Origin of the sequence: Mucilaginibacter celer (genome assembly GCF_003576455.2) — a bacterium.
In the GTDB taxonomy this organism is placed as follows: domain Bacteria; phylum Bacteroidota; class Bacteroidia; order Sphingobacteriales; family Sphingobacteriaceae; genus Mucilaginibacter; species Mucilaginibacter celer.
Genome location: NZ_CP032869.1, coordinates 6,520,725 through 6,544,095, shown reverse-complemented (window position 1 = coordinate 6,544,095; position 23,371 = coordinate 6,520,725). Strand labels below are relative to the sequence as shown.

The following is a 23,371-nucleotide window of genomic DNA, read 5'->3' as shown; positions in this document are numbered from 1 at the left end:
ACAAAAGTATAATTTTATACACTATCGGTGACACATTTATGACACCAAGTAACAATTTATAATCGTTCTAAATAGACAAAAAATGCCTTTTAAACGTTGCTAAATGCCTATTAATGTCATTTAGCACTTTTTAGCCCAAATTACCGCTCAACTTTAATTATCAAATTTTATCTATTGCTTTAACAACCAGGCAAAAATAAGCGGTGCAACAATGGTTGCGTCACTTTCTACTATGAATTTTGGTGTGTGGATATCCAGTTTACCCCAGGTAATTTTTTCGTTTGGTACAGCACCTGAGTATGAACCGTAAGAAGTGGTTGAATCAGAGATCTGGCAGAAATAGCTCCAGAACGGAACATCGTGCATTTCCATATCCTGGTAAAGCATCGGTACTACACAAATAGGGAAATCGCCGGCAATACCACCACCTATCTGGAAAAAGCCGATGCCTTTACCCGATGAGTTTTTGGTGTACCAATCAGCAAGCCAGGCCATGTATTCAATACCGCTTTTCATGGTTGAAGCTTTAAGCTCGCCTTTAATTACGTATGAAGCAAAGATGTTACCCATGGTGGAATCTTCCCAACCCGGCACTACGATAGGCAGATTTTTTTCGGCAGCGGCCAGCATCCATGAGTTTTTAGGGTCGATCTCATAATATTGCTCCAGCTCGCCGCTCAATAATATTTTGTACATGTATTCGTGCGGGAAGTAACGCTCGCCACTGTCATCAGCATCTTTCCAGATCTTGTGGATATGTTTTTGCAGGCGACGGAAGGCTTCTTCTTCGGGGATACAGGTATCGGTTACACGGTTGTAGTGGTTTTCTAACAAATCCCACTCTTCCTGCGGGCTCAGGTCGCGGTAGTTAGGTACGCGCTTGTAGTGCGAGTGCGCTACAAGGTTCATGATATCCTCTTCGAGGTTGGCACCGGTACATGAAATAATGGCGATCTTATCCTGGCGGATCATCTCGGCCAATGAAATACCCAGCTCGGCTGTACTCATGGCACCGGCTAAGGTTACCATCATTTTACCGCCTTCTTCAAGGTGTGTTTCATAGCCTTTAGCTGCATCCATTAATGCCGCGGCGTTAAAATGCAGATAGTTTTTTTCAATAAACTGCGAAATAGGTCCTCTTGTAGTGCTCATAGTATTTCATTAAAATTCAGCCGCAAAAGTAGGCATTTTAGTTAAATTGAATTTTAAATGATTATTTATCTTTTTGTGAATAAAACCTATGGCTATTTTATGCTCCCAATCAGCTACTCACCTGTTTAAATACCAAAGCATTTATAGCCATACCCATAGTTATTTTAAATGAATCCGGAACGCGGGGCAGCTCGTCGTTTTCAAATTTATCAACCATCCGCAAAAGTTCAAGATTGCTTATCTTTTTAAGTTCAGGCTCGGGCTTTAATCCTTTTATATTCATATCGGCGGAGGTATCAAAAACATCGTGAAAAGCTGCAACTTTATCTGCAATACTGTCAACAGGCATGTTATAAGTATCTGATAATTTGATCAGCAGCTTTCTGATGTTTACAATGGTGGTATCGGCAGGTTTGGGCTGATCTCTTATAGCCAGCGCTATGGTTAGTTGATCAATATGATCATGGTTATGATTTACCGGCTCATTTCGCTGTCTAAATAAAAAGATGCAAATAATAATTGCCGCAAGTATCACAAAAAACCAGGTGCCTGTCTTTTGTTTATAAGTACTGTAAAAACGCATAGAATTTTGATAAGGTTTCGATAATCGAAATTAAGATTTTTAAGTATAAATGATAAACCAAAAGGAACAAAATAGGTTATATTAGCCGTTACAAATGGCTATGAAGAAACTTATCACATTAATATTGCTTTGCGTTTGTTCAACCGGCGCCTTTTCGCAAATATCACGCGCAATAAAGCGTATGTACTTTGATAAAGATACTACCCGCAAAAGCAGTTTTGTTATTTTACCGGTATTAAGTTCGGCCCCCGAAACCGGCCTCGAAGTTGGCGGTGCCGGCCTGCTTTCGTTTTATACCGATACCTCTAAATTAAACACCCGTGTATCAAACGTTTTTGGTTATGCATCATTAACTACCAAAGGCCAAAGCCGCGTAAGCTTAACCAGCAGCTACTGGACACCGGGCAACAAATATCACCTCACAGCCGGTGTTAGCTACATCAATTTTCCGTTTAACTTTTACGGGATAGGTAACAATACCCTCCGGATCAACTCCGACCGCATTGGCCAGAAACGTTTCCGCGTGCACTTCATCGGCGAAAAAAAGATCACCAATAACCTGTATGCCGGGATAACCGCCGGAGCCTGGGATTACAGTTTCAGAGACGATGACCGGACAGGCATATTTTATACCGACCCGCGGGTTGAATACCGCGGCGGCGGCCCGAGTGCCTATATCGGTCCAACTATCGTGTTCGATAACAGGAACAATAATACCTACACCACTAAAGGCCTTGTTGTGAATGCCTATTTCCAGGCCATCCATGGCATGTTTGGCAATAACGATTATAAGGGTGGATTTTTCAATATCGAATACTCGCAGTTTTTTTTGCTGGCACCTAAATGGGTGTTGGGTTTCGATATCCAGGAGCAAAGCCTTACCGGCAGTAGCTCGCCGTTTTATTTACTACCGGATATAGGCAGCGACGAACTGATGCGCGGCTATTACAACGGCCGTTTCCGCGATCGCAATATGATTGCCGGCCAGGCCGAGTTACGTTACCGCCTCAGCAAACGCATTGGCTTTGCAGGTTTTGTAGGTGGTGGCGAAGTTTTTAAAAGCAGCTTCAGCACATCCGAACTAAAACCCAACTACGGCGGCGGCATCCGCTACTTTTTTGATGTGGAAAAAGGATTGGCCGTGCGTGTTGATTATGGCGTAGGGCAGAAAGTACCTAACGAGAAAAGGCTGACAGGATTTTATATTGGGTTGGGGCAATCGTTTTAGTTGTCTGAATCAGAATTTACAGAATTTTAGGATTCACAGAATTGCATAGCAATATCGGTTAACTTTTAAACACTCTTTATTCTGAAAATTCTCAAATTCTGTAAATTCTGATTCAGACTAATACCTCACCCTAAAATCTTCCTTACTCATCCCCGGTTTAAAAAACACCAGGCCAAGGTAATACAAATCAATAGTTACCCGTACCCGCTCATCTGCTTTCAAAACAGTCCAACTTTGTTTCGCTTTTTTAGTGCGATGGATATTGGTAAACATCAACGTGGTGTCATCATGAATATGCGGCATACTTTTTTCACGATATTGGGTAATATCATGCGCAGCGGCATCAATAATGATCATATCGGCCGTTGCATTATCCGCTAATTTCAAAAGATCTAAAAATACAGCATCGGCAATTGCGGTTTTGATGGGTAGCGACAAAATGCCACTCTCATCATCAGTCAAAGCAACCGTTCGCGGCTTAAAATAAACGGCAAGGCGATAGATTAACTCATACACTTTTAAAGGCAGGTTATTTATCACACACCTGTCAGGATGTTGTGCATTAAGGATACGCTGAATTTCCCGGTATACTTTTTGGGGGCGATAATCATAAATAACCGTATCAATCAGCTTGTAAACAAATGGTGAGTGGATTCCGTGCCTGTTGTTGGCTACAAAACGGTGCCGCAGGTAATTTAGCCCGTACCTTATATTATACATCGCTGTAAAAATAAAAAAGGTTTAGTATTTTAGCATTACAGCGTATGATTAATCCCAACGAAGTAAATTCACTGATCCGCCTGCTTGACGATCCGGACGGCGAAATTTTTGAACATGTGTACAGCAAGCTCCTCTCCTACGGCGCTGAAGCGATAAGCTATCTCGAATCGGCTTTTGAGCAGGCTTTCGATCCCATATTGCAGGAACGCATTGCCAACCTGGTTCACGAGATCCAGTTCGGCAATCTTAAAAACGATCTGAAACTATGGAACCAAAGCGGGGCTTTTGATCTGCTGCAGGGCATCCTCATCATCAACCGCTATCAATACCCCGATCTGGACGAGCAAAAGGTGATTAACCAGATTGAAGCCATAAAACGCGATATCTGGGTGCAGATGATGAACGAAGCAAGCCCCAAAGAACAGATCAAACTCATTAACCACGTTTTTTATAATATTTATGGTTTCAGCGGCAATACCGCCAACCACCTCGATCCGCAAAACAGTTACCTGAGCCAGGTGCTCGAAACCAAAAAGGGCAACCAGATTTCGCTCGCCATCATTTACTCTATTGTGGCCCAAAAGCTGGATATCCCGGTTTATGGTGTAAACCTGCCCCAGCACTTTATCCTTGCCTATCTTGACGAAAGCCGGCAAAGCGAGTTTGAAAGCGGCATCCTGTTTTATATTAACGCCTTTAACAAAGGTTTTTTATTTGGCAGGCGCGATGTTGATATGTTCCTGAAACAGCTTAACCTGAAGTTTGATAAACAATTTTATGAGCCCTGCTCCAATACCGATATCATTAAGCGAGTAATCCGCAACCTCATCAGCGCTTATGAAAACCTGGGCTCGGTAGATAAGGTTAGGGAGTTGAATGAGCTGCTTGGAATAATGGAAAGTAATAAAAGCACGATTTAGCGGCAGTTGCAGTTTTAAGTAGCAGTAGCCGCCAGATGTAAGCTGCCACTAAAAATATAAGTGGCAGTGTATAGCAGCGGTAGCAGCTTTTAGTTACATAAGACAAAGTAAATGATACTGAAAACTGCCACTGCTACTGTCACTAAAAACTAAACCTATCACACAGAGAGGCAGTTTCATCCCATTTATTTATTCAGTAGTATTGTGCATTATACCTTGCGGCATAATTAAAAATCAATATGACTGAGTTACTGAAAAAAAACCTCGACCTGAAAAAAATTGAATTCTGGGCCGCAAGCACCGTTTATGCTTTTGGGCTAATGTTGTTACTGGCCAAAGTAGCCAATAGCGGCGATACCGAGATCTGGACTCCATACCGGTATATGTTCAATAATTATCACCTGCATTACTCCTATTCCAAATATTACTTCTTTCCGCAGGTATTCAGGTATACCGGTTACTATGGTGGCTTTTTATTCTGGAATTTTGTAATTGTACCGGCCCTTGCCGAAAAACGCCGGGTAGTTTGGAATGTTATTTTAGGCCTGATGCTGCTGGCATTTTTCTGGGGATTGTTCGGCATTACCGATACCTGGCTTAAAGGCTATCTTTTTTATCATAAAACTGCCGATTATGTGTACAACCTTGTTTTTAAGCTAAACGTTATTTATGCGCTGTGGGTAATGATGATGCTTACCTTTTATAGTGCCATCAAATACTCGGCGCAGTATCTGCTTGGTAACGTTGATAAAATTCAGGCCAAATACCGCATCCTAACCCGGAATTGCATTATTGCCATTGTGGTTGTCATGATTGTTACCTTTTTGATGACCCTTAGCGATTTCCCGGTCGAACTTATTACCTGCTTTGTTATTACCGCGCCAACAGCCATCGGCATTTATGCCTTATCATTTTATAGTTTAATACCTCAAACCCTGGCTCAAAACAAGGGCATATTTATTTACTTACTGAAGGTGGCTGGTATAATGATTATTATCGGCCTGCCGATAGGATTTATTACCAACCTGATATTTGAACACAGCGAAGCGGTATTTATTGTATTTGGGTTTAACAGCGGTGCTCAAATTTTACTGACTGCCCCTTTTGCCTGGATAGTTTATAAACGGATGCTGGCAGGCAACCAGGAAATCACTTACCTTAAAACCGCCCTCGGCCGCTCTACCGCCGATCTGGATTTTCTCCGTTCGCAAATCAATCCGCATTTTTTGTTCAATGCGCTTAATACGCTTTATGGCACAGCCTTGCAGGAAAATTCAGAGCGTACCGCCGAAGGCATCCAGCGCCTGGGTGATATGATGCGCTTTATGCTGCAGGAAAACATGCAGGAGAAAATACTGCTGGTGCGCGAGATCGACTACCTGAATAACTATATCGCCCTGCAAAAGCTGCGTGTGCAAACCTCGCCCGATATTGTGATTGTTTTGCAGATAGAAGAGCATTTGGATGGCTTGCAGATAGCACCCATGTTGCTGATCCCATTTATTGAAAACGCTTTTAAACATGGTATCAGCCTTCGCGAGCCTTCGCATATCAATATCAGCCTGCAAACAAAGGATAATACGCTTTACTTTGATGTGCATAACAGCATCCACCCCAAGGTGCTTAACGATACCGAAAAATATAACAAAGGCATTGGTTTGGAAAACGTAAAACAACGCCTCATTCTGTTATACCCCAACAAGCACGAGTTGGTGATCCGCGAAAGCGCTAAAGATTTTTTTATACATTTAACCATCCAACTTAAATAAGCATTGATAACAGCCATTGCCATTGATGACGAACCCATAGCACTTGATGTGGTGCGTGCCCATGCAGCAAAAGTACCTTTTGTTGATTTGAAGGCTGAGTTTACCGATGCATTTAAAGCGATGGAGTACCTGCAACGCCAGCCTATCGATCTGCTGTTTTTAGATATCAAGATGCCCGATATTTCGGGCATCGACCTTTTAACCTGCCTTAATAAAAAACCACTGGTAATTTTCACAACGGCTTATACCGAGCATGCGGTAACCAGTTTTGAACTTGATGCGGTTGACTACCTGCTGAAACCTTTCGCGCTTACCCGCTTTATGAAAGCCTGCAACAAAGCCTATGAGCTTTACAATTTCAGGAACACTGCCGAGGTTAAGGATTATGTGTTTTTAAAAACCGGTTATGAACAGGTACGGGTTAGTTTTGATGAGATCTGTCACCTGGAAGCTACGGGCAACTACGTTAATTTTATTTTAAAGGATAATACCGTAATAACCCGGATGACGATTACCGAGGTGGAAGCCCTGCTGCCTGCCGATAAATTTGTACGCATCCACCGCTCATTTATAGCGGCCATTAACAAAGTTGATAAGGTAGAACGGCACCAGCTAACCGTTAATGGCTTTGTGCTGCCTGTGGGTGGGGCATATGTGCAGAATTTGGGAATGATAAAATAAGCCTTGAATCCAAAGTGAGACTTTTAAATTCCCTCTTTGGGGTTTAAGTTTACCCATAAAAATCGGACCTGTTAAATGCCTTGTTTTGCACCTCTGGTGCAATAAATATGGGTAATTTGATATTACTACAAACCTTTTGCACCTCCGGTGCACCTATCATGGTGCTATAAAAGAAACAAAAAGATTGACAAATTATCAAAATCCCCCAGAGGGGGTAAAGGTTTGTAGAAAAAACACGCTACGCTCCTTCCGAACCCCAGAGGGGTTCAACTCAAGTTGCTATTCAATTTCACCAATGCTGTTTTATGGATACACTTAAATTTGGGGGAGGGGTGCAGTTGTATGTGTGGTGGCAGGGAGGGTTTTATACGCCTGTTTAGTTAATAAGCATGTAGGAGAAACCCCTCCCTACACCCTCCCCGTGTAAGGGAATCGCACGAGCCACCGCTTTTTTATTTCTTCCGAACGCTTATGATGGAACACGGCCTTACGGGCATCCCTTACTCCACCACCAATTTCTTCAGCATTATACCAACCGTAGCGGTTTTCCGTTTCACAGCCGCGCCGTAGCTGAAAGCGATCTTATACATTTTTTTTGATTTGATCCAGTTGATAAACTTCGGATCGCAAACAGGGTTTAGTTTATAGACGTGCTGCTCCGGATCGGGTTTATTAACTTCCGATACAGCAACATAGATAGATTCGGGACTTTTACAATCGGCAGGCGCATCCGGATCGCCCTGCTGATCGGCCACCAGGTACACTGCTATGTTCAGGGTTTTATGATCGGTATATACGTAGCGCTTTTGCAGGTTATTTAAAACGTAGGTTAGATCCTTGTTCGATACGTTTTTATAATTGATAGATTGGGCTAAGCAATTAAAAGCGGCCCCTATGGTAATCAGCGCCGCCAGCAATATTTTCTTCAACATAAAATGATCTGTTGTTAAGGTAAACTTTATAAAAAGACTGTTTACCTCAACAACAAAATCAAACAACGGTTTTTCCGTGTAAAAGAAATTGGTTTTACATGTTTATTTACCGCTCAAAAATCCGTTCTCGTCCAGCCACGAAGCAGCCCATTCAAACCATTTGCCTTTGTTTTTAGGATTGTTCATACCAAAACCGTGACCGCCTTCCTGAAAAAGGTGCATTTCGGCCTTTACTTTATTTTTGAGCAGGGCATCATAAAACAGCAAACTGTTTTGCACCGGCACCACGTTATCATCTTCGGCATGGATTAAAAAAGTTGGCGGGGTGTTGGCAGTAACCTGTTTCTCGTTCGAGTACAGATCAACCTGCGCTGCCGAAGGCGTTTTACCTATCAGGTTTTCCCTCGAGCCAACGTGAGCATATTCGCCAAATGAAATTACCGGGTAGATCAGCATCATAAAATCTGGGCGAACGCTGATGTTTTCTTTATCCTCGATTAACGGCTTATCAAAATGTGTTCCTTCGGTAGATGCCAGGTGCCCACCTGCCGAAAAACCGATGATACCTATTTTGGATGGATTAACACCCCATTGAGCGGCATTTTTACGTACAGTGTAAATTGCCATCTGCGCATCCTGCAACGGACCGATGGATTTATCGGCCATGATATCATCGCTGGGCAAACGGTATTTTAATACAAAAGCTGTAACACCAATATCGGCAAAGGCTTTAGCCACAGCCCTGCCTTCATGATCTGATGCCAGGCCCGAATAACCACCGCCAGGGCATACAACAATTGCGGCACCATTGGCTTTCCCTTTTTCGGGTAGGTAGGGTGTCAGTGTCGGTTCAGTCACCATTGTTATCCAGCTTCCGTTATTCGTTTTTTCAACATAAGCTGTCGGAGCTTTTTTTGAATTAGGTATACCTTTCGGATACAGCGGCATAGATTTTTCCTGTGCGCAGGCAGATAGGATTGTAATAGTCAAAACAAGGGCTGATAAAATAGTTTTCATAATCATTTAAGGCAAATTGGATGTGTACAAAATACAATTAATCTGCCTAAAACAAAAAACGGAGTATCATTTCTGATAACTCCGTTTTTTAAATTACATTCTATAAAGTTCGTCATTGCGAGTATCCATCAGGGAAAACCCTGAAAAAAAACGTGATGACGTGTAAAAAAACATATTTGATAATCAGACATTTACGATTACGTCATTATAAGGAACGAAGCAATCGCAAGTAGGCAGGTCCGCCCTGTATAGTCCGCGATTGCTTCGTACCTCTCAATGACGAGTGTTGGTTTTAACTCTTCGGCCCGCCAAACTCCATCAGGTAAGCTTTCAGAAAATCATCCAGATCACCATCAAGTACGGCAGCCGCATTCGATGTTTCATGATCGGTACGCAGGTCTTTCACCAGTTTGTACGGGTGCAGCACGTAGTTCCGGATTTGCGATCCCCATTCAATTTTCTTTTTATTGCCTTCAATGGCGTTGGTGAGTTCCATACGCTTACGCATCTCAATTTCATACAACTGCGATTTCAGCAAGCGAATAGCATTATCTTTATTCTGTAATTGCGAGCGCGATTCCTGGTTTTTGATGATAATGCCCGATGGTTTGTGATATAAACGTACTGCGGTTTCAACCTTGTTCACGTTCTGTCCACCTGCACCGCCCGAGCGGAAGGTTTCAAATTCGATATCGGCCGGGTTAACCTCAATCTCGATAGTATCGTCAACCAAGGGGTAAACATATACCGATGCAAATGAGGTATGGCGTTTTGCATTGGCATCAAACGGCGATACACGCACCAGGCGGTGCACCCCATTTTCGCCTTTAAGATAGCCATAGGCAAATTCACCTTCCAGCTGTAGGGTAACGGTTTTAACACCGGCAACATCACCTTCCTGGTAATCCTGCTCGGTTACTTTGTAACCGTTTTTTTCGCCCCACATAATATACATACGCATCAGCATACCGGCCCAGTCGCAGCTTTCGGTACCACCGGCACCGGCAGTGATCTGTAATACGGCGTTCAACTGATCCTCTTCGGCCGAGAGCATGTTTTTAAATTCAAGCTCTTCAACCGCTTTTATGGCGATATTAAACTGCTCCTGCATTTCGGCCTCGGTGGCATCGCCGCCCTGGTAAAATTCAAACATCACCACGGCATCGTCAACTACCGATACTACTTTTTGAAAGGCATCTGTCCAAACTTTTTTTGTTTTGATGGATGCCAGCACTTTCTCGGCCTCTTTAGGGTGATCCCAAAAATGCGGACCGATGGTTATTTCCTGTTCTTCGTGTAGTAATTCGAGCTTCTTATCAATGTCAAAGATGCCTCCTCAGGGAAGTTACTCTATCCCTTAAATCCTGAACCTGTTCTTTAGTCATGCAGCAAATATATGCAATTTGAAAATCGCCCTAAATAAAAAAAAGACCTGCAAATTGATTAACAATCTGCAGGCCTTTCCGGTAGGTAGATGTAATAATATAATATTGTTAAGCAACCATCAGGTTTTTTACAAGCGGATTTAAATCCGTACGGTTACCGTTAAGCTTGGTAAGCATAGCGCCTAAAGCAAACTCTTTAGCCTCGCCGCTTTTGGTTTCTTTAACCAACTCATTCATTACGGTAGGGATCAATGCTTTTGCGGTAGCTAAAGCATTAGCCGGATCGATACTATAAAAAGTATTCAATTTGTTTGCAAAGCTGTTGGTGATGCTTGATACTAATGAATTATTGTAACTACCCGAAAACTGAAAATACTTGATCAATTCTTTTACTTTACCACTCTCTAACTGGCCCTTTAAAACTTCGATGATAGAACTTGAAGCTTCATTGATTACCGCATCGTGGTGTTTTGCCGGAATTATCGGGTTGTTGATAACAGCCATCCCGGCGTTATCTTTTACAAGCAAAAACAGTTTTTCAAACATAGCAGTACGTGTTTTTAAAGTAAATTGACATATTGATGATAAATACCTCATTTGATTATCATCGATACAAATATGATAAATAAAAATTTTAAATTCCTAAATTATTTTGTAATTCTTTTGTAATTCTCATAATTTTTAGGTGTAAAACAAACACTATCCGTACGGTGTTTAACCAACACTATGCCAGACTATTATTTTATTTAACAGCTACCTTACAATTAACTTTTTACTTTTGTTAAAAAACAACACAATTATGCTGCCAACTACCGATTTTACAACAACCCAGGCGTATAAATACCTTACAGATCATTACATCTCCATCGTATCAAAAAGCCTTAAAGAACTATTCGATGCTGATGATCAGCGCTTTAATAAATTTTCTATCCAGTTTGAGGATATCCTGTTAGATTATTCAAAAAACCGTATCAACGACGAAACCCTTGCTTTACTGATCCAGCTGGCTAAAGAATGTTCGTTAAAAGAGGCGATTGAAGCCATGTACAGCGGCGAAAAAATCAATGTAACCGAAGGCCGCCCGGTGCTGCACATCGCTTTGCGTAACCGCAGCAACACACCTATTTATGTTGATGGCAAAGATGTTATGCCCGATGTAAATAAAGTGCTTGATCAGATGAAAGCTTTCAGTGAAGCCATCATCAGCGGCGAATGGAAAGGCTATACCGGCAAAGCAATCACCGATGTGGTGAACATCGGCATCGGCGGTTCGGACCTGGGCCCGGTAATGGTTACCGAAGCTTTGAAAGCTTATAAAAATCATTTGAACCTCCACTTCGTATCCAACGTGGATGGTACTCATATTGTTGAAACCCTTAAATCGGTTGACCCTGAAACTACTTTATTCCTGGTAGCTTCAAAAACTTTCACCACGCAGGAAACCATGGGTAATGCCCACAGCGCCCGCGATTGGTTTTTGGCCAGCGGTGCTACCGAGGCTGATGTGGCTAAGCACTTCGCGGCCCTTTCAACCAACGCTGCCGCGGTTGAAAAATTTGGTATAGATACCAAAAACATGTTTGAGTTTTGGGATTGGGTAGGCGGCCGTTATTCTTTATGGAGCGCTATCGGCTTGTCAATTGCCCTGAGCATTGGCTTTGAAAACTTTGCCGATTTGCTTGCCGGTGCGCACGCCACTGATAACCACTTTAAAACTGCCGAATTTGACCAGAACATCCCGGTTATTATGGGCTTGTTAGGCATCTGGTACAACAACTTCTTCGAGGCTGAAACCAATGTAATTTTGCCTTACGATCAGTACCTGCACCGTTTCTCGGCATACTTCCAGCAGGGTGATATGGAAAGTAATGGTAAACACGTTGACCGCAACGGTAAAGATGTTGATTACTCAACCGGCCCGATTATCTGGGGCGAGCCCGGCACCAATGGCCAGCACGCGTTTTACCAGTTAATTCACCAGGGCACAAAATTAATCCCTGCCGATTTTATCGCTCCTGCACAATCACACAATCCGTTGGGCGAGCACCACAATATGCTGTTATCAAATTTCTTTGCCCAAACAGAAGCTTTGATGAACGGTAAAACCGAAGAAGTGGTTATTGAAGAGTTGAAAGCTGCCGGTAAATCGGACGAAGAAATTGCCAAGATCGCGCCATTTAAAGTATTTGAAGGTAACCGCCCAACAAACTCGTTCCTGATTAAAAAGATCACACCTTATACATTAGGCGCGTTAATTGCGGCGTATGAGCACAAGATCTTCACCCAGGGTATAATCTGGAATATTTACAGCTTTGACCAGTGGGGAGTTGAGCTTGGTAAACAGCTTGCGGGTAAAATTTTGCCTGAGTTGAAAGATGATGCTGAGATCAGCAGCCATGATTCATCAACCAATGGTTTGATTAATCAATATAAAGCCTGGAGGTAATCGCCCCCGCGGCCCCCTGAAGGGCATAGCCGTCAACCTAAGCAAAAAGCGGCGGAATTGTGCGATTCCCCTCTTGAGAGGGGTGGAGGGGTGTGTTATTCTGCGCGAGGTTCATCGCTTGTATAACACACCCCTGCGCTCGCTCTTTCCCACCGCGCCCCCTCTCAAGAGGGGAGCTTAAAAGCTTGATTTTTTAATTTATGATTATGCCCTAAAGGGGCGTACTACTGTATAACAGAAACGCCCGGAAATCCGGGCGTTTCTGTTATACATTTTTTTTTCGAACCATAGTTCCCCCTTCATGGGGTTAGGGCGCTTAAGGGACCGGTACAAACTTCACCTGGTACAAATGCGGCCATTTTTTTCCGGTTACAAACAATCGCTGGCCTTTAGCATCCCACGCAATACCATTCAACACGTTATTATTCCAATCCCTATCCTGCGGACGGCCGGCCACCGGGTAAATCTCCTTCATATCAATCACCTGCTCAACGGCACCGGTTTTGGGATTTATTACCAGGATATTATCGGTTTGATAAACGTTGGCGTAAATTTTACCGTTGATGTATTCCAGTTCGTTAATCGAATCAATCTGCTGTTTATCATCACAAACATCGATATGACCAATCTGGTGATAATCGTTTTTATCTAAAAACCAGATGCGGTTGGTGCTATCGTCCATGTATAGTTTAGTACCATCATAACACATTCCCCAGCCTTCGGGGCCAATATTGTTGGAAAAGTTGTTTAGCAGTTTGAGCGTATTTTTATCGTACACAAAACCAACCTTCTCTTTCCAGGTAAGCTGAACTACCTTGTCGCCCACTACCGATAAGCCTTCGCCAAAGTATTTGCCGTCCAGTTTGGTTTCCTGCAAAACTTTGCCGGTGTTCAAATCAACCTTGCGGATAGATGAATGTTCATAATCGCCAAGGCTTTCGTACAAAATGCCGTCAACATACTGCAGTCCTTCAGTATAGGCGGCGGTATCATGCGGAAAAGTTTTTTCAACCTTGTAAGTGTACCTTGCGGGAGCTTTGGCTGCCAGTAACAGGATATTGGTTGATACCTCGTTGCTGGTGCCGGCAGCGTATACCTTGGCTGTAATTATCCTGATGCCTAAACCAATGCTATCCGTTTTAAGACTAACGACGGCGGTATCTTTACTCGTAGTGATCCTGGCCGAATCCAGCAGATACACCACCGAGTCTACTTTTTTACTGTCTTTCGGGTATCCAACTTTGATGTCGATTTTATCGCCGGCTTTGTAAGTGGTTCCTGCTTCGGGGGTTATCGAATAATCGTTGGCTGATGTATCGGGATTGTGCTTACAGCCGTAACCGAAAGCCGTTAGGGCAAGGGCGGTAAAAAATAGCTTTATCTTGTTATTCATAATGTTATGTGGCCGAAGGCCAAAACGCATCTTCAATATGGTTTAGTATGTAATTGCCCGTTTTATCAAACAAAATAGCAATGATATCAAAGCGCACTTCGCCCTGATGGTTCATGAGGTAAATGTATTCATCGGCGGCATCGGCCAGCAGCCTTTGCTTGCGGTTATCAACAAAATCCTCGGGTTCGCCAAAGCTGTTGCCTGTACGGGTTTTTACTTCGGTAAATATAATAACCTTGTGTTTATAAGCAATGATATCTATCTCGGCTTTTCCAAAAGTCCAGTTCTCGTCAAGAATTTCGTAGCCGTTTTTTTCGAGGTGGGCTTTTGCCAGTACTTCGCCATCGCGGCCCAATTGCAGGTGTTTGGCCATTATTTAATAATTACCGAACCAAGGAAATCAGAAATGGATTTTTCAACTTTTTTCATCTTCACATACTGGTTAAGCAGTATTTCCTGGTCGGCCTCATTATCTGCTTTTTGCAGTTGCGAGCGCAGATCATCCAATATTTTACCCACCTTGTGTTTTTTTAGATGAAAGATGGCACCAAGAATGGTGGCTTTCATATTTACCTGCTCATCGTGCACGGTAATTTTATGCATTTCGTACCAGTTATCGCTTAACTGATATCGGGTTGCTAACATGTTCACCGCCAGATCGACAATGTTTTTATCAGGATGATGGATAAAGAACGAATCCTCGGGCAATTCGCCATTCTCTACCTGCGTACGGTAAATCTCGGCAAACTGCCTGCAAACCGGGTGCTCGAAGGTAACATCGCTTAGCTCGGCTATCATGAACGGGCCTATGTAAGTATTGGCAATGCCATCCCAATCAATCATCCGGCTACCGTAAAGCAACAGCAAACGAATAATTTCTTTCTCCTGGTGGCTTTCATCTTTTACAGCAGGTGTGTTAAGCTCAACCGGTTCGTCAAAAAAATGCGGCTCGTCGGGCATTTCTTCAAAGCGACTGCTTTGCTGTTGCCTTTGTTGCTCATCCTTTTTTGCCTTGGCCGTGCGCATCTTATTCAGCTCCGATAGCAGCGCCCGCTCATCTATCTGCAATAAACTGCTGCACTCCTTTATAAATACCGAAGCTTTAATGCTATCAGGAATTTTGGCAATGCTTTCCACAATCTCCCTGATCACATCAGCTTTCTTTATGGGGTCGTTGCCAACCTCTTTAAGCAGGATCTGGGTTTTATAAAGAATAAAATCTTTTTTGTTTTCGTCGATGTGCTTTTTAAACGCATTCGATCCTTTGGATTGCACAAACGAATCCGGGTCGTGCCCATCCGGAAAGGATACTACCTTTACATTTAGCCCGGCCTCTAAAATCATATCCAGGCCGCGAAGGGATGCCTTAATCCCCGCCGCATCGCCATCATATAAAATGGTGATATTTTTGGTAAAGCGGGCAATCAGTTTAATCTGCTCGGTAGTGAGCGATGTACCTGATGAAGCCACCACGTTTTCAACCCCGGCCTGGTGCACCGAAAGCACATCGGCATAACCCTCAACCAAATAACAGTTATCCTGCTCGCGGATAGCTTTCTTGGCAAAGTAAAGCCCGTAAAGGATGTTTGATTTATGGTAGATTTCCGACTCGGGCGAGTTAACGTATTTGGCTACGTTTTTATCTTTTTTTAGCGTACGGCCGCCAAAACCGATTACCCGGCCCGTAAAACTATGAATAGGGAACATTACCCGGCCGCGATACCTATCGAACAGCGAACCGTTATCGCGCTTTACCGAGAGGCCGCTCTCTACCAGAAATTGTTCTTTATAGCCCTGATTTATGGCCGAACCGGTAAAGGCCTCCCATTGATCGGGCGAGTAGCCTAACTCAAACTTTTTAATCGTTTCGGCATTAAAGCCCCGTTCCTTAAAATAACTCAGGCCTATGCTTTGTCCCTCTTCGGTATTCAGCATGGCTTCATGAAAGTATTTGGCAGCAAATGCCGTAACGATCATGAGACCTTCACGATGCAATTCTTCTTCCCGGTTTTCGGGAGCTTCAACTGTTTCCTCTACCTCGATGCCGTATTTTTTGGCAAGCCATTTTAGCGCTTCCGGGTAGCTGAATTTTTCAAGCTCCATCAAAAAAGTAACTGCCGAACCGCCTTTACCTGTAGAGAAATCTTTAAAAATACCTTTGGCAGGCGATACCGTAAACGATGGTGTACGCTCGTTGGCGAATGGCGAGAGGCCTACATAATTTGCTCCGCGCTTTTTTAACTGCACAAATTCCCCTATCACCTCAACAATGTCGATGGCTTCCATAATACGGTCGATAGTGGATTTTTGGATCATGAGTTAAGTGCAAATGTAGGCAAAGATCATCCCTCGCTCTAAATTCGAAAACGTTAAAATACGGTTTTGTTTGATAACGAGTGGTTTAAAATTCACTCCTCTTTTGAGGCAAGCCTGCCGTTTAGTGTTTTGAGTAAAATCCTGCGATATATTCCGGTTTCGTATTTTACAAATACTATTAGCAGGAAATATCCAAACAGGCCAACAACAATAGGTATCCAAAAAGTAATCCCTTTACCTTCACCCGCAAATACCATGTAAGTAAGCATAAACTCGAGCAAAAGAAATAAAAAAACAGACAATGCGCTCCATCCGGCTGGAGATACTTTTATGGCTGTCTTACTTCCTTCGTTGATTGTAAGAATGTTCCCCTTTAAACTTATCATTGGCCCTCTCTTGCCTTCCCTTGTTTTCTCAATCTCAAGCCTTCCATTAGCTACTATACCGTTATAATTCGGGTATCTTATATTTTTAGGATTGGTAAAATCGGGGGCAGCGAGGTTATACAAGCAGACTTCTGCTTCTTCCGGCCGAAGCGGACTGATAATATTAAAATTCTGATAAGGGTATAGGTTCATTTTGCGGAAAAATTAAGCCATAACATCTTCTTTTCGGCCGCGGGGCTTTAAAAATGTTACCGCTATGCCTCCTAAAACAATAACACTACCTAATATCTCATTAAACCCCAGGCGTTCATCAAGCAAAAAAGCAGCAAGCAAACCTGCAAATACAGTTTGGCTAAGTAAGGCGATAGATACCCTGGTAGATTCAAGATATCTTAAAGAATAATTAATGGTAATCCATCCGGCCAGTTGGCAAATCAATCCCATCCCAATAAAACACAACCATACTTTTAATGAAAGATGGGTAATATTATTGTGCATATACCCGTTTATCAGCAGTAAAAAAACACTGGCGCTCAGCATACTGTAAAACATAAAGGTAAACACATCAATACCAGCCATTATATTTTTGGTAATCATGATATAGGTGGCATAAAAAAAGCTGGCCAGCACAGCCAGTAATATGCCGGTGTTTAATTCGAGGTGTAAAATATGCTGGTAGCCCACCAGGATCACCATGCCGGCAACGGCAATAATAGTGCCTATCCAAAACAACCTGCCCGATGCTTTTCTGAACAGCAAAAAACTCAACAGGCCCACCCATACCGGGGCCAGGTTGGCAATAAGGGTTGAAACTGTGGCGCTGATTTTTAGCAGTGAAATATTCCAGACTGCAATATCAAGTGCGAAAACCATACCGGCTGCTACAGAAATAAGGAGTTGCCTTTTATCAATCTTCAGTTTTCTTTTAAAAATGCAATAAGGCACCAGGCATACCCAGGCTACAAAAACCCTGTAAAATGCCGAGCCAATTGGCGATACACCGGCCAGCTTAACAAATATAGGCGAGAAGGAAATGCATAAAATGCCAATAATGAGGCTTAACCTGGGGTTCATAGGGCAGTAAATATCAATAAGCCCGCAAACTTACTGAAAGCCTGTTTAATATGCCTTACTTTTAAATACCTTTATATTTCCTGTACAATTTTAACCTGCTATTAAAATGAAACCTATCCGGATTGTGTGCGCCACTATGATTGTTTTGTTTTTTGTAACCTGCAAAAAAAAAGAGTGCTGCGATATTCCGGTGGCGCCCGATTTTATGCTGGCACAAAAAAACGGCGTAAAATGGGAAGCAGATCCCTCCGGCTCAAACCTGCTGGGTGATACCATCACTATATCGGCAAAAAGCAACACAGGCGGTGAGGAAGAAACAATGAATTTTAAGATAGTTTTTGACGGCCTGGGCTATTACTCGCTCAGGGCAAATGAAAACTATTACGGCATTAGCAAAGCAGGAGCGCCCTCGGCCGTTTATAAGCCCGACCCTACCCATGTTAACAACGTAACTATAATAGCTTACAACCAGAGCGGCAGAATTTTACAGGGATTTTTCGACCTCAGATTTGTAAAAATAAGCGATAATGCAAACAATTTGCACCCTGATAAGATTATTATGAGTGAAGGCAAATTTAAAGCTACTTTAAATCAATAATTTATGTTAACTTTGAAACCAATTCCAGCTATTATTCGTAATAGTTGTAAACCGTATTTAATATGAAAAAAACCTTATTAGCGATGGCCGCGGTAGCATTTTTGTTATTTGCGGGCTGTGAGAAAAACAATGTGGCACCTAAAAAAGATAGCGTTTCAACAAAAAGCACTACTATCAATGCCGTGAGCAAAGGTAAAGATACCATCTGGTTGGCACCAAAAACTGCCCCAACCCCGGCTAAAACTTCAAGGGACACCATCTGGTTGCGTTAAAAAATTGTTTACAACCTGCCCCGACCGGCAGGTTGTTTTGTTTCAGACCCTCTTCTTTCTTCCTCTTACCTAAATCTTCCGATACAACAGCTCCTCTTTTTTACCACTCCTGTAAATAGCGGTTACATAATTAATTGTATTTTTGCGGCTCTAAATTTTTATAAATACATAATTACACATTATGAGCCAGCGAACTAAGATCAAAGCATTGCTGCAAAGCCAGCAAACCGAAATTGATGTAACCGTAAAAGGATGGGTGCGTGCATTCCGTTCAAATCGTTTTATTGCTTTGAATGATGGCTCAACTAATAATAACATTCAGATTGTAGTTGACTTTGAAAACACCGATCCGGCTTTGCTTAAACGCATTACCGTTGGTGCCGCGCTTAGCGTTCAGGGTAAACTGATCGCATCGTTAGGTAAAGGCCAAACGGTTGAGGTTGTTGCAAATGAAATTGAGATACTGGGAGATTGCGATCCGGAAACCTATCCTCTCCAATTAAAAAACAGGCCAAGCCTTGAGTTTTTACGGGAAAAAGCGCACTTGCGTTTTCGCACAAATACATTTGGTGCCATTTTCAGGGTGCGTAACAGCCTGGCATTCGCGGTACACCAGTTTTTCCAGGAGCGGGGCTTTGTTTACCTGCACACGCCTATCATCACCGCTTCGGATGCGGAAGGTGCGGGCGAAACTTTCCACGTAACTAACTTCGATCTGGATAACATCCCGAAAACTGATACCGGTGAGATCGACTTTAAGGAAGACTTTTTTGGTCGCCCAACCAACTTAACCGTATCCGGGCAGTTGGAAGGCGAGCTTGGTGCTATGGCCCTGAGCGATATTTATACTTTCGGCCCTACATTCCGTGCCGAAAATTCTAACACTACCCGCCACCTGGCCGAGTTTTGGATGATTGAGCCCGAAGTTGCCTTTAACGATTTGGTTGACAACATGGACCTTGCCGAGGACATGTTGAAATACGTAATCAAATACGCGTTGGATAAAAACGCTGATGATATCGAATTTTTAACCCAGCGTTTGCTGGAAGAGGAAAAAACAAAACCGCAAAACGAGCGATCAGAAATGACGCTGTTAGAAAAACTACAATTTTGTTTAACCAACGATTTTGAGCGCCTTACTTATACCGAGGCTATCGATATATTAAAAGAATCGACCCCGAACAAAAAGAAAAAGTTTGTTTATCCGGTTGAAGGCTGGGGCACCGATCTGCAAAGCGAGCACGAACGTTACCTGGTTGAAAAACACTTTAAAAAGCCGGTAATCCTTACAGATTATCCTAAAGAGATCAAAGCCTTTTACATGCGCCAGAACGATGACGGCAAAACCGTACGCGCCATGGATATCCTGTTCCCTGGCATTGGCGAAATTGTAGGCGGTTCGCAGCGTGAAGAACGCCTGGATAAACTGGAGCAACGCATGAACGAAATGGGCATCCCTACCGAAGAGCTTTGGTGGTACCTGGATACCCGCCGTTTCGGCTCATGCCCACACGCGGGTTTTGGTTTAGGATTTGAGCGTTTGGTACTGTTTGTTACCGGCATGGGTAACATCCGCGACGTGATCCCTTTCCCAAGGTTCCCTAAAAACGCGGAATTTTAACCGTTGATTGTTTTTTGATTTTTATGATTACGCTGATTTTTTGCAAGGCGTAGTATTATATTTAGGCTGTTGTTATACAACAGCCTATTTTTTTTACATCTATCTACAGCCATGCCTTCGCAGATCTTACTTGCCACCCATATTAATGCCCCGGTTGAGAAAGTTTTCGATATCGCCCGTAATATTGATATACACATAGAATCAACCAAACATACCGGCGAGCAGGCCATTGCCGGGCGCACCGGCGGCCTGATAGAATTAGGCGAAACTGTAACCTGGCGCGCCAAACATTTTGGCGTGTGGCAAAACCTCACCTCAAAAATCACCGAGCTGGAATATCCTCATCATTTTACAGATATTATGGTTGAGGGTGCATTTAAAAGCTTTACGCACGAGCATTATTTTTATCCCATCCTTAATCAAACCATGATGAGGGATATATTCACTTTCGAATCGCCGGGCGGGATTTGGGGAGAAGTGGTAAATAAGCTTTTTTTATCGAATTATATGACGAGGTTGTTGCTGAAGCGGAATGAGGTGATTAAACAATATGCTGAAGCCGCCAAAACTCCATCAATTACAGATTTTTAAATAACTCTCTAAATCCCGATTGCTTAGTGCTAACCTATGACAATATTTAAAAACACGTTGTCATGCTGAGGAACGAAGCATCTTCTACTACTTGCATGGCGGCTATACAGGGCGAAGAAGATGCTTCGTTCCTCAGCATGACAAGATGAAGATGTCCTATTTCTTTCAGATGCCCCCACCTTGATTCACCTACAACTATGTGGATTATATCTATCCGCACATCTCCCCCTCCCGTCAAACCGTTGTCAACATCATCCCCGTAAACATTATATCGCCTCAATTTGTCGTATCTTTATATAGTGAAACATCCAAAATTCACTAACTCACTAATTCAATAAATCACTAATTAGCATGCAATACAATCAATTAACGCCCGAAGAAGAAAGGGTAATATTATACAAAGGCACCGAGCGCCCATTCACCGGCTCATTGCTCAATAACAAAGCACAAGGCCTGTACGTTTGCAAACGCTGCGATGCACCGCTTTACCGATCAGAAGATAAGTTCGAATCATTTTGCGGCTGGCCAAGTTTTGACGATGAAATTCCGGGCGCGGTTCGCCGCGAGGTTGATGCCGATGGCCGTAGGGTTGAAATCCTGTGTGCCAACTGCGGTGCCCACCTGGGCCACGTGTTTGAGGGCGAGTACATGACCCCTAAAAATACCCGCCATTGTGTCAACTCAGTATCGATGAAATTTGTTCCGGTAGAAGACGCGAAATAAATCGTAAAACTTTAAGGAGTACGCCCCCAGGTTCATCGCCTGCGGGCGTTTTTGTTTTCCACATTGTTCATCAACAGGGAGTTTGAAGCACCCGTTTCCATTTTGATACTGGTTTAAAGCAAAAGCATTGCGTTATTGGTAATAATTGTCGGTGTTAAGTCAAGTAATTTATAATGTTAAATTATTGTAATCCGCAAGTCTTTAGGCCATTATTTTCCTATCCACATTTTAATTAACTGTTTTCAAGTTGATTAATTTTTAGTGTTGATAATTCTGAGCGCCGAAGTGTTGATAACTCGGGGGTTTGTGAAAAACTATCGTTTACAACATCACAACCCAAACATTAACTTTGCTGTACAAGGTAATAAAAAGGCATTCAGCCGACAGCCCGACGCACTCGTCAATCCCTAATTAAACTACTGGCTGTCAGAGAGTTACACAAAACAATTGCTAAGGAGCAATCCGATGGCAACAAATTGTAAGGCTTTATTGAAAAATAAGGCCCGCTTTCGTGTCTGAACACCTCAACTGAAGGAAAAAATAAAAAAAGGTAAACGTCTATGAGTTTGGAAAACGAATTATTGCTACGGGAAAACAAGGACCGTTTTGTTATCCTTCCCATCAAGTATCCCGCAATTTGGGAGATGTACAAAAAAGCGGAAGCCAGCTTCTGGACTGCCGAAGAGATCGACCTGTCGGACGATATCAAACATTGGGAAAGCCTTAATTCGGGCGAGAAACATTTTATCTCGCATGTACTTGCTTTTTTTGCCGCCAGCGATGGTATCGTAAACGAAAACCTGGCAGTAAATTTCATGAGCGAAGTGCAGTTGCCCGAAGCACGTTGCTTCTACGGTTTCCAGATCATGATGGAAAACATCCACTCGGAAACCTATGCCCTGCTGATAGACACCTATGTAAAAGATTCGGCCGAAAAAGACCGTCTTTTCCATGCTATTGAAACGGTACCATGTGTAGGCAAAAAAGCCGAGTGGGCGTTGAAATGGATCAACAACGGCAACTTTGCCGAGCGTTTGGTTGCTTTCGCCGCGGTTGAAGGTATCTTCTTTTCGGGTAGTTTCTGCTCTATCTTCTGGCTTAAAAAACGCGGCCTGATGCCGGGCTTAACATTCAGCAACGAGTTAATCTCGCGCGATGAAGGTTCGCACTGTGAATTTGCCTGCTTATTATATAGCATGCTCGAAAACAAATTGCCACAGGAGCAGGTTACCAAAATCATTACCGACGCGGTAGAAATCGAAAAAGAATTTATCACCGAGGCCCTGCCGGTTAACCTGATAGGCATGAACGCCAAACTGATGAGCCAGTACATTGAGTTTGTGGCCGACAGATGGTTAAGCGAACTGGGTTACGCTAAATTTTATAATGCAACCAACCCGTTCGATTTTATGGAGATGATCTCCTTACAAGGCAAAACCAACTTCTTTGAAAAACGCGTAGGCGATTATCAAAAAAGCGGTGTACTAAATGCATCTGCCGAGAGCAAAAGCTTCTCGTTGGATGATGATTTTTAGTGTTAGAGATCAGAGGTTGATGAGAGAGA

General features: G+C 43.0%; 23 protein-coding genes. 11 read left to right on the top strand and 12 right to left on the bottom strand.

Annotated features, from left to right (window positions below):
- Positions 1 to 171: 171 nt before the first annotated feature.
- Positions 172 to 1,152, bottom strand: a complete 981-nt coding sequence (locus HYN43_RS27320; RefSeq protein ID WP_119407023.1) for a deoxyhypusine synthase family protein — start codon at positions 1,150 to 1,152, stop codon at positions 172 to 174.
- A 109-nt stretch (positions 1,153 to 1,261) separates the two neighbouring features.
- Complete coding sequence (locus HYN43_RS27315; RefSeq protein ID WP_119407022.1) at positions 1,262 to 1,735, bottom strand: hypothetical protein; 474 nt, start codon at positions 1,733 to 1,735, stop codon at positions 1,262 to 1,264.
- 100 nt (positions 1,736 to 1,835) lie between these two features.
- Between HYN43_RS27315 and HYN43_RS27310 the strand changes: the two genes are divergently transcribed.
- Complete coding sequence (locus HYN43_RS27310; RefSeq protein ID WP_162996654.1) at positions 1,836 to 2,963, top strand: BamA/TamA family outer membrane protein; 1,128 nt, start codon at positions 1,836 to 1,838, stop codon at positions 2,961 to 2,963.
- Positions 2,964 to 3,080: 117 nt separating this feature from the next.
- Here the strand turns inward: HYN43_RS27310 and HYN43_RS27305 are convergent, their stop codons facing one another.
- Positions 3,081 to 3,683, bottom strand: coding sequence for a hypothetical protein (locus HYN43_RS27305; RefSeq protein WP_119407020.1), 603 nt, complete (start codon positions 3,681 to 3,683; stop codon positions 3,081 to 3,083).
- Positions 3,684 to 3,727: 44 nt separating this feature from the next.
- Here HYN43_RS27305 and HYN43_RS27300 point away from each other — a divergent pair, with 44 nt between their 5' ends.
- The 3 genes from HYN43_RS27300 to HYN43_RS27290 all read left to right on the top strand — a co-directional run bounded on the left by HYN43_RS27300 (position 3,728) and on the right by HYN43_RS27290 (position 7,053).
- Entirely contained in the window at positions 3,728 to 4,603 is an 876-nt protein-coding gene (locus tag HYN43_RS27300) for a transglutaminase family protein (RefSeq protein WP_119407019.1), read from the top strand.
- A gap of 239 nt (positions 4,604 to 4,842) precedes the next feature.
- Complete coding sequence (locus HYN43_RS27295; protein ID WP_205589834.1) at positions 4,843 to 6,372, top strand: sensor histidine kinase; 1,530 nt, start codon at positions 4,843 to 4,845, stop codon at positions 6,370 to 6,372.
- A 3-nt stretch (positions 6,373 to 6,375) separates the two neighbouring features.
- Positions 6,376 to 7,053, top strand: a complete 678-nt coding sequence (locus HYN43_RS27290) for a LytR/AlgR family response regulator transcription factor (RefSeq protein WP_245447039.1) — start codon at positions 6,376 to 6,378, stop codon at positions 7,051 to 7,053.
- 500 nt (positions 7,054 to 7,553) lie between these two features.
- Here the strand turns inward: HYN43_RS27290 and HYN43_RS27285 are convergent, their stop codons facing one another.
- From HYN43_RS27285 to HYN43_RS27270, 4 genes are all read right to left on the bottom strand, one after another.
- Positions 7,554 to 7,985, bottom strand: a complete 432-nt coding sequence (locus tag HYN43_RS27285) for a hypothetical protein (RefSeq protein WP_162996653.1) — start codon at positions 7,983 to 7,985, stop codon at positions 7,554 to 7,556.
- A gap of 102 nt (positions 7,986 to 8,087) precedes the next feature.
- Positions 8,088 to 9,002: an alpha/beta hydrolase gene (locus HYN43_RS27280; RefSeq protein WP_119409149.1), complete on the bottom strand. Its 915-nt coding sequence runs from the start codon at positions 9,000 to 9,002 to the stop codon at positions 8,088 to 8,090.
- Positions 9,003 to 9,294: 292 nt separating this feature from the next.
- A protein-coding gene (gene prfB / locus HYN43_RS27275; RefSeq protein WP_119407017.1) for a peptide chain release factor 2 occupies positions 9,295 to 10,387 on the bottom strand; the annotation gives its coding sequence in 2 pieces (ribosomal slippage) (positions 9,295 to 10,326 and positions 10,328 to 10,387; 1,092 coding nt in all).
- Between the two features lie 108 nt (positions 10,388 to 10,495).
- Positions 10,496 to 10,933, bottom strand: a complete 438-nt coding sequence (locus HYN43_RS27270; protein WP_119407016.1) for a hypothetical protein — start codon at positions 10,931 to 10,933, stop codon at positions 10,496 to 10,498.
- Positions 10,934 to 11,186: 253 nt separating this feature from the next.
- Here HYN43_RS27270 and pgi point away from each other — a divergent pair, with 253 nt between their 5' ends.
- Positions 11,187 to 12,833, top strand: coding sequence for a glucose-6-phosphate isomerase (gene pgi / locus HYN43_RS27265; protein WP_119407015.1), 1,647 nt, complete (start codon positions 11,187 to 11,189; stop codon positions 12,831 to 12,833).
- Positions 12,834 to 13,149: 316 nt separating this feature from the next.
- Here the strand turns inward: pgi and HYN43_RS27260 are convergent, their stop codons facing one another.
- From HYN43_RS27260 to HYN43_RS27240, 5 genes are all read right to left on the bottom strand, one after another.
- Positions 13,150 to 14,226 carry a glutaminyl-peptide cyclotransferase gene (locus tag HYN43_RS27260; RefSeq protein ID WP_119407014.1) on the bottom strand — a complete coding sequence of 359 codons (1,077 nt, stop codon included), beginning with the start codon at positions 14,224 to 14,226 and terminating at the stop codon, positions 13,150 to 13,152.
- A 4-nt stretch (positions 14,227 to 14,230) separates the two neighbouring features.
- Positions 14,231 to 14,599, bottom strand: coding sequence for a YraN family protein (locus tag HYN43_RS27255; protein WP_119407013.1), 369 nt, complete (start codon positions 14,597 to 14,599; stop codon positions 14,231 to 14,233).
- On the bottom strand, positions 14,599 to 16,542 hold the full coding sequence (gene dnaG, locus HYN43_RS27250) for a DNA primase (protein WP_119407012.1): 1,944 nt from the start codon (positions 16,540 to 16,542) through the stop codon (positions 14,599 to 14,601). Before dnaG ends, HYN43_RS27255 begins: the two co-directional genes overlap by 1 nt.
- A gap of 92 nt (positions 16,543 to 16,634) precedes the next feature.
- Entirely contained in the window at positions 16,635 to 17,051 is a 417-nt protein-coding gene (locus HYN43_RS27245) for a hypothetical protein (protein ID WP_162996652.1), read from the bottom strand.
- A gap of 81 nt (positions 17,052 to 17,132) precedes the next feature.
- Positions 17,133 to 18,002 (bottom strand): DMT family transporter, encoded by an 870-nt coding sequence (locus HYN43_RS27240; RefSeq protein WP_119407010.1) that lies wholly within the window; start codon positions 18,000 to 18,002, stop codon positions 17,133 to 17,135.
- Positions 18,003 to 18,108: 106 nt separating this feature from the next.
- On the opposite strand from HYN43_RS27240, the gene HYN43_RS27235 reads away from it, so the two are divergent.
- The 6 genes from HYN43_RS27235 (at position 18,109) to HYN43_RS27210 (ending at position 23,342) form a co-directional block, all read left to right on the top strand.
- Complete coding sequence (locus tag HYN43_RS27235; protein ID WP_119407009.1) at positions 18,109 to 18,600, top strand: hypothetical protein; 492 nt, start codon at positions 18,109 to 18,111, stop codon at positions 18,598 to 18,600.
- Positions 18,601 to 18,662: 62 nt separating this feature from the next.
- On the top strand, positions 18,663 to 18,872 hold the full coding sequence (locus tag HYN43_RS27230; RefSeq protein ID WP_119407008.1) for a hypothetical protein: 210 nt from the start codon (positions 18,663 to 18,665) through the stop codon (positions 18,870 to 18,872).
- A gap of 181 nt (positions 18,873 to 19,053) precedes the next feature.
- Positions 19,054 to 20,493, top strand: a complete 1,440-nt coding sequence (asnS, locus tag HYN43_RS27225; RefSeq protein WP_119407007.1) for an asparagine--tRNA ligase — start codon at positions 19,054 to 19,056, stop codon at positions 20,491 to 20,493.
- 111 nt (positions 20,494 to 20,604) lie between these two features.
- Positions 20,605 to 21,084 (top strand): SRPBCC family protein, encoded by a 480-nt coding sequence (locus tag HYN43_RS27220; RefSeq protein ID WP_119407006.1) that lies wholly within the window; start codon positions 20,605 to 20,607, stop codon positions 21,082 to 21,084.
- Positions 21,085 to 21,435: 351 nt separating this feature from the next.
- Entirely contained in the window at positions 21,436 to 21,807 is a 372-nt protein-coding gene (locus HYN43_RS27215) for a methionine-R-sulfoxide reductase (protein ID WP_119407005.1), read from the top strand.
- Positions 21,808 to 22,367: 560 nt separating this feature from the next.
- Positions 22,368 to 23,342 (top strand): ribonucleoside-diphosphate reductase small subunit, encoded by a 975-nt coding sequence (locus HYN43_RS27210; RefSeq protein WP_119407004.1) that lies wholly within the window; start codon positions 22,368 to 22,370, stop codon positions 23,340 to 23,342.
- Positions 23,343 to 23,371 lie beyond the last annotated feature (29 nt).

Bases quoted from the DNA above. Each gene is read 5' to 3' on its own strand.
- HYN43_RS27240 (WP_119407010.1), bottom strand. From the start codon at position 18,002: ATGAACCCCAGGTTAAGCCTCATTATTGGCATTTTATGCATTTCCTTC.
- HYN43_RS27270 (WP_119407016.1), bottom strand. From the start codon at position 10,933: ATGTTTGAAAAACTGTTTTTGCTTGTAAAAGATAACGCCGGGATGGCT.
- HYN43_RS27305 (WP_119407020.1), bottom strand. From the start codon at position 3,683: ATGTATAATATAAGGTACGGGCTAAATTACCTGCGGCACCGTTTTGTA.
- HYN43_RS27255 (WP_119407013.1), bottom strand. From the start codon at position 14,599: ATGGCCAAACACCTGCAATTGGGCCGCGATGGCGAAGTACTGGCAAAA.
- HYN43_RS27310 (WP_162996654.1), top strand. From the start codon at position 1,836: ATGAAGAAACTTATCACATTAATATTGCTTTGCGTTTGTTCAACCGGC.
- HYN43_RS27260 (WP_119407014.1), bottom strand. From the start codon at position 14,226: ATGAATAACAAGATAAAGCTATTTTTTACCGCCCTTGCCCTAACGGCT.
- HYN43_RS27300 (WP_119407019.1), top strand. From the start codon at position 3,728: ATGATTAATCCCAACGAAGTAAATTCACTGATCCGCCTGCTTGACGAT.
- HYN43_RS27280 (WP_119409149.1), bottom strand. From the start codon at position 9,002: ATGAAAACTATTTTATCAGCCCTTGTTTTGACTATTACAATCCTATCT.
- pgi (WP_119407015.1), top strand. From the start codon at position 11,187: ATGCTGCCAACTACCGATTTTACAACAACCCAGGCGTATAAATACCTT.
- HYN43_RS27285 (WP_162996653.1), bottom strand. From the start codon at position 7,985: ATGTTGAAGAAAATATTGCTGGCGGCGCTGATTACCATAGGGGCCGCT.
- HYN43_RS27220 (WP_119407006.1), top strand. From the start codon at position 20,605: ATGCCTTCGCAGATCTTACTTGCCACCCATATTAATGCCCCGGTTGAG.
- HYN43_RS27230 (WP_119407008.1), top strand. From the start codon at position 18,663: ATGAAAAAAACCTTATTAGCGATGGCCGCGGTAGCATTTTTGTTATTT.
- HYN43_RS27295 (WP_205589834.1), top strand. From the start codon at position 4,843: ATGACTGAGTTACTGAAAAAAAACCTCGACCTGAAAAAAATTGAATTC.
- HYN43_RS27315 (WP_119407022.1), bottom strand. From the start codon at position 1,735: ATGCGTTTTTACAGTACTTATAAACAAAAGACAGGCACCTGGTTTTTT.
- HYN43_RS27210 (WP_119407004.1), top strand. From the start codon at position 22,368: ATGAGTTTGGAAAACGAATTATTGCTACGGGAAAACAAGGACCGTTTT.
- asnS (WP_119407007.1), top strand. From the start codon at position 19,054: ATGAGCCAGCGAACTAAGATCAAAGCATTGCTGCAAAGCCAGCAAACC.
- HYN43_RS27320 (WP_119407023.1), bottom strand. From the start codon at position 1,152: ATGAGCACTACAAGAGGACCTATTTCGCAGTTTATTGAAAAAAACTAT.
- HYN43_RS27235 (WP_119407009.1), top strand. From the start codon at position 18,109: ATGAAACCTATCCGGATTGTGTGCGCCACTATGATTGTTTTGTTTTTT.
- dnaG (WP_119407012.1), bottom strand. From the start codon at position 16,542: ATGATCCAAAAATCCACTATCGACCGTATTATGGAAGCCATCGACATT.
- HYN43_RS27215 (WP_119407005.1), top strand. From the start codon at position 21,436: ATGCAATACAATCAATTAACGCCCGAAGAAGAAAGGGTAATATTATAC.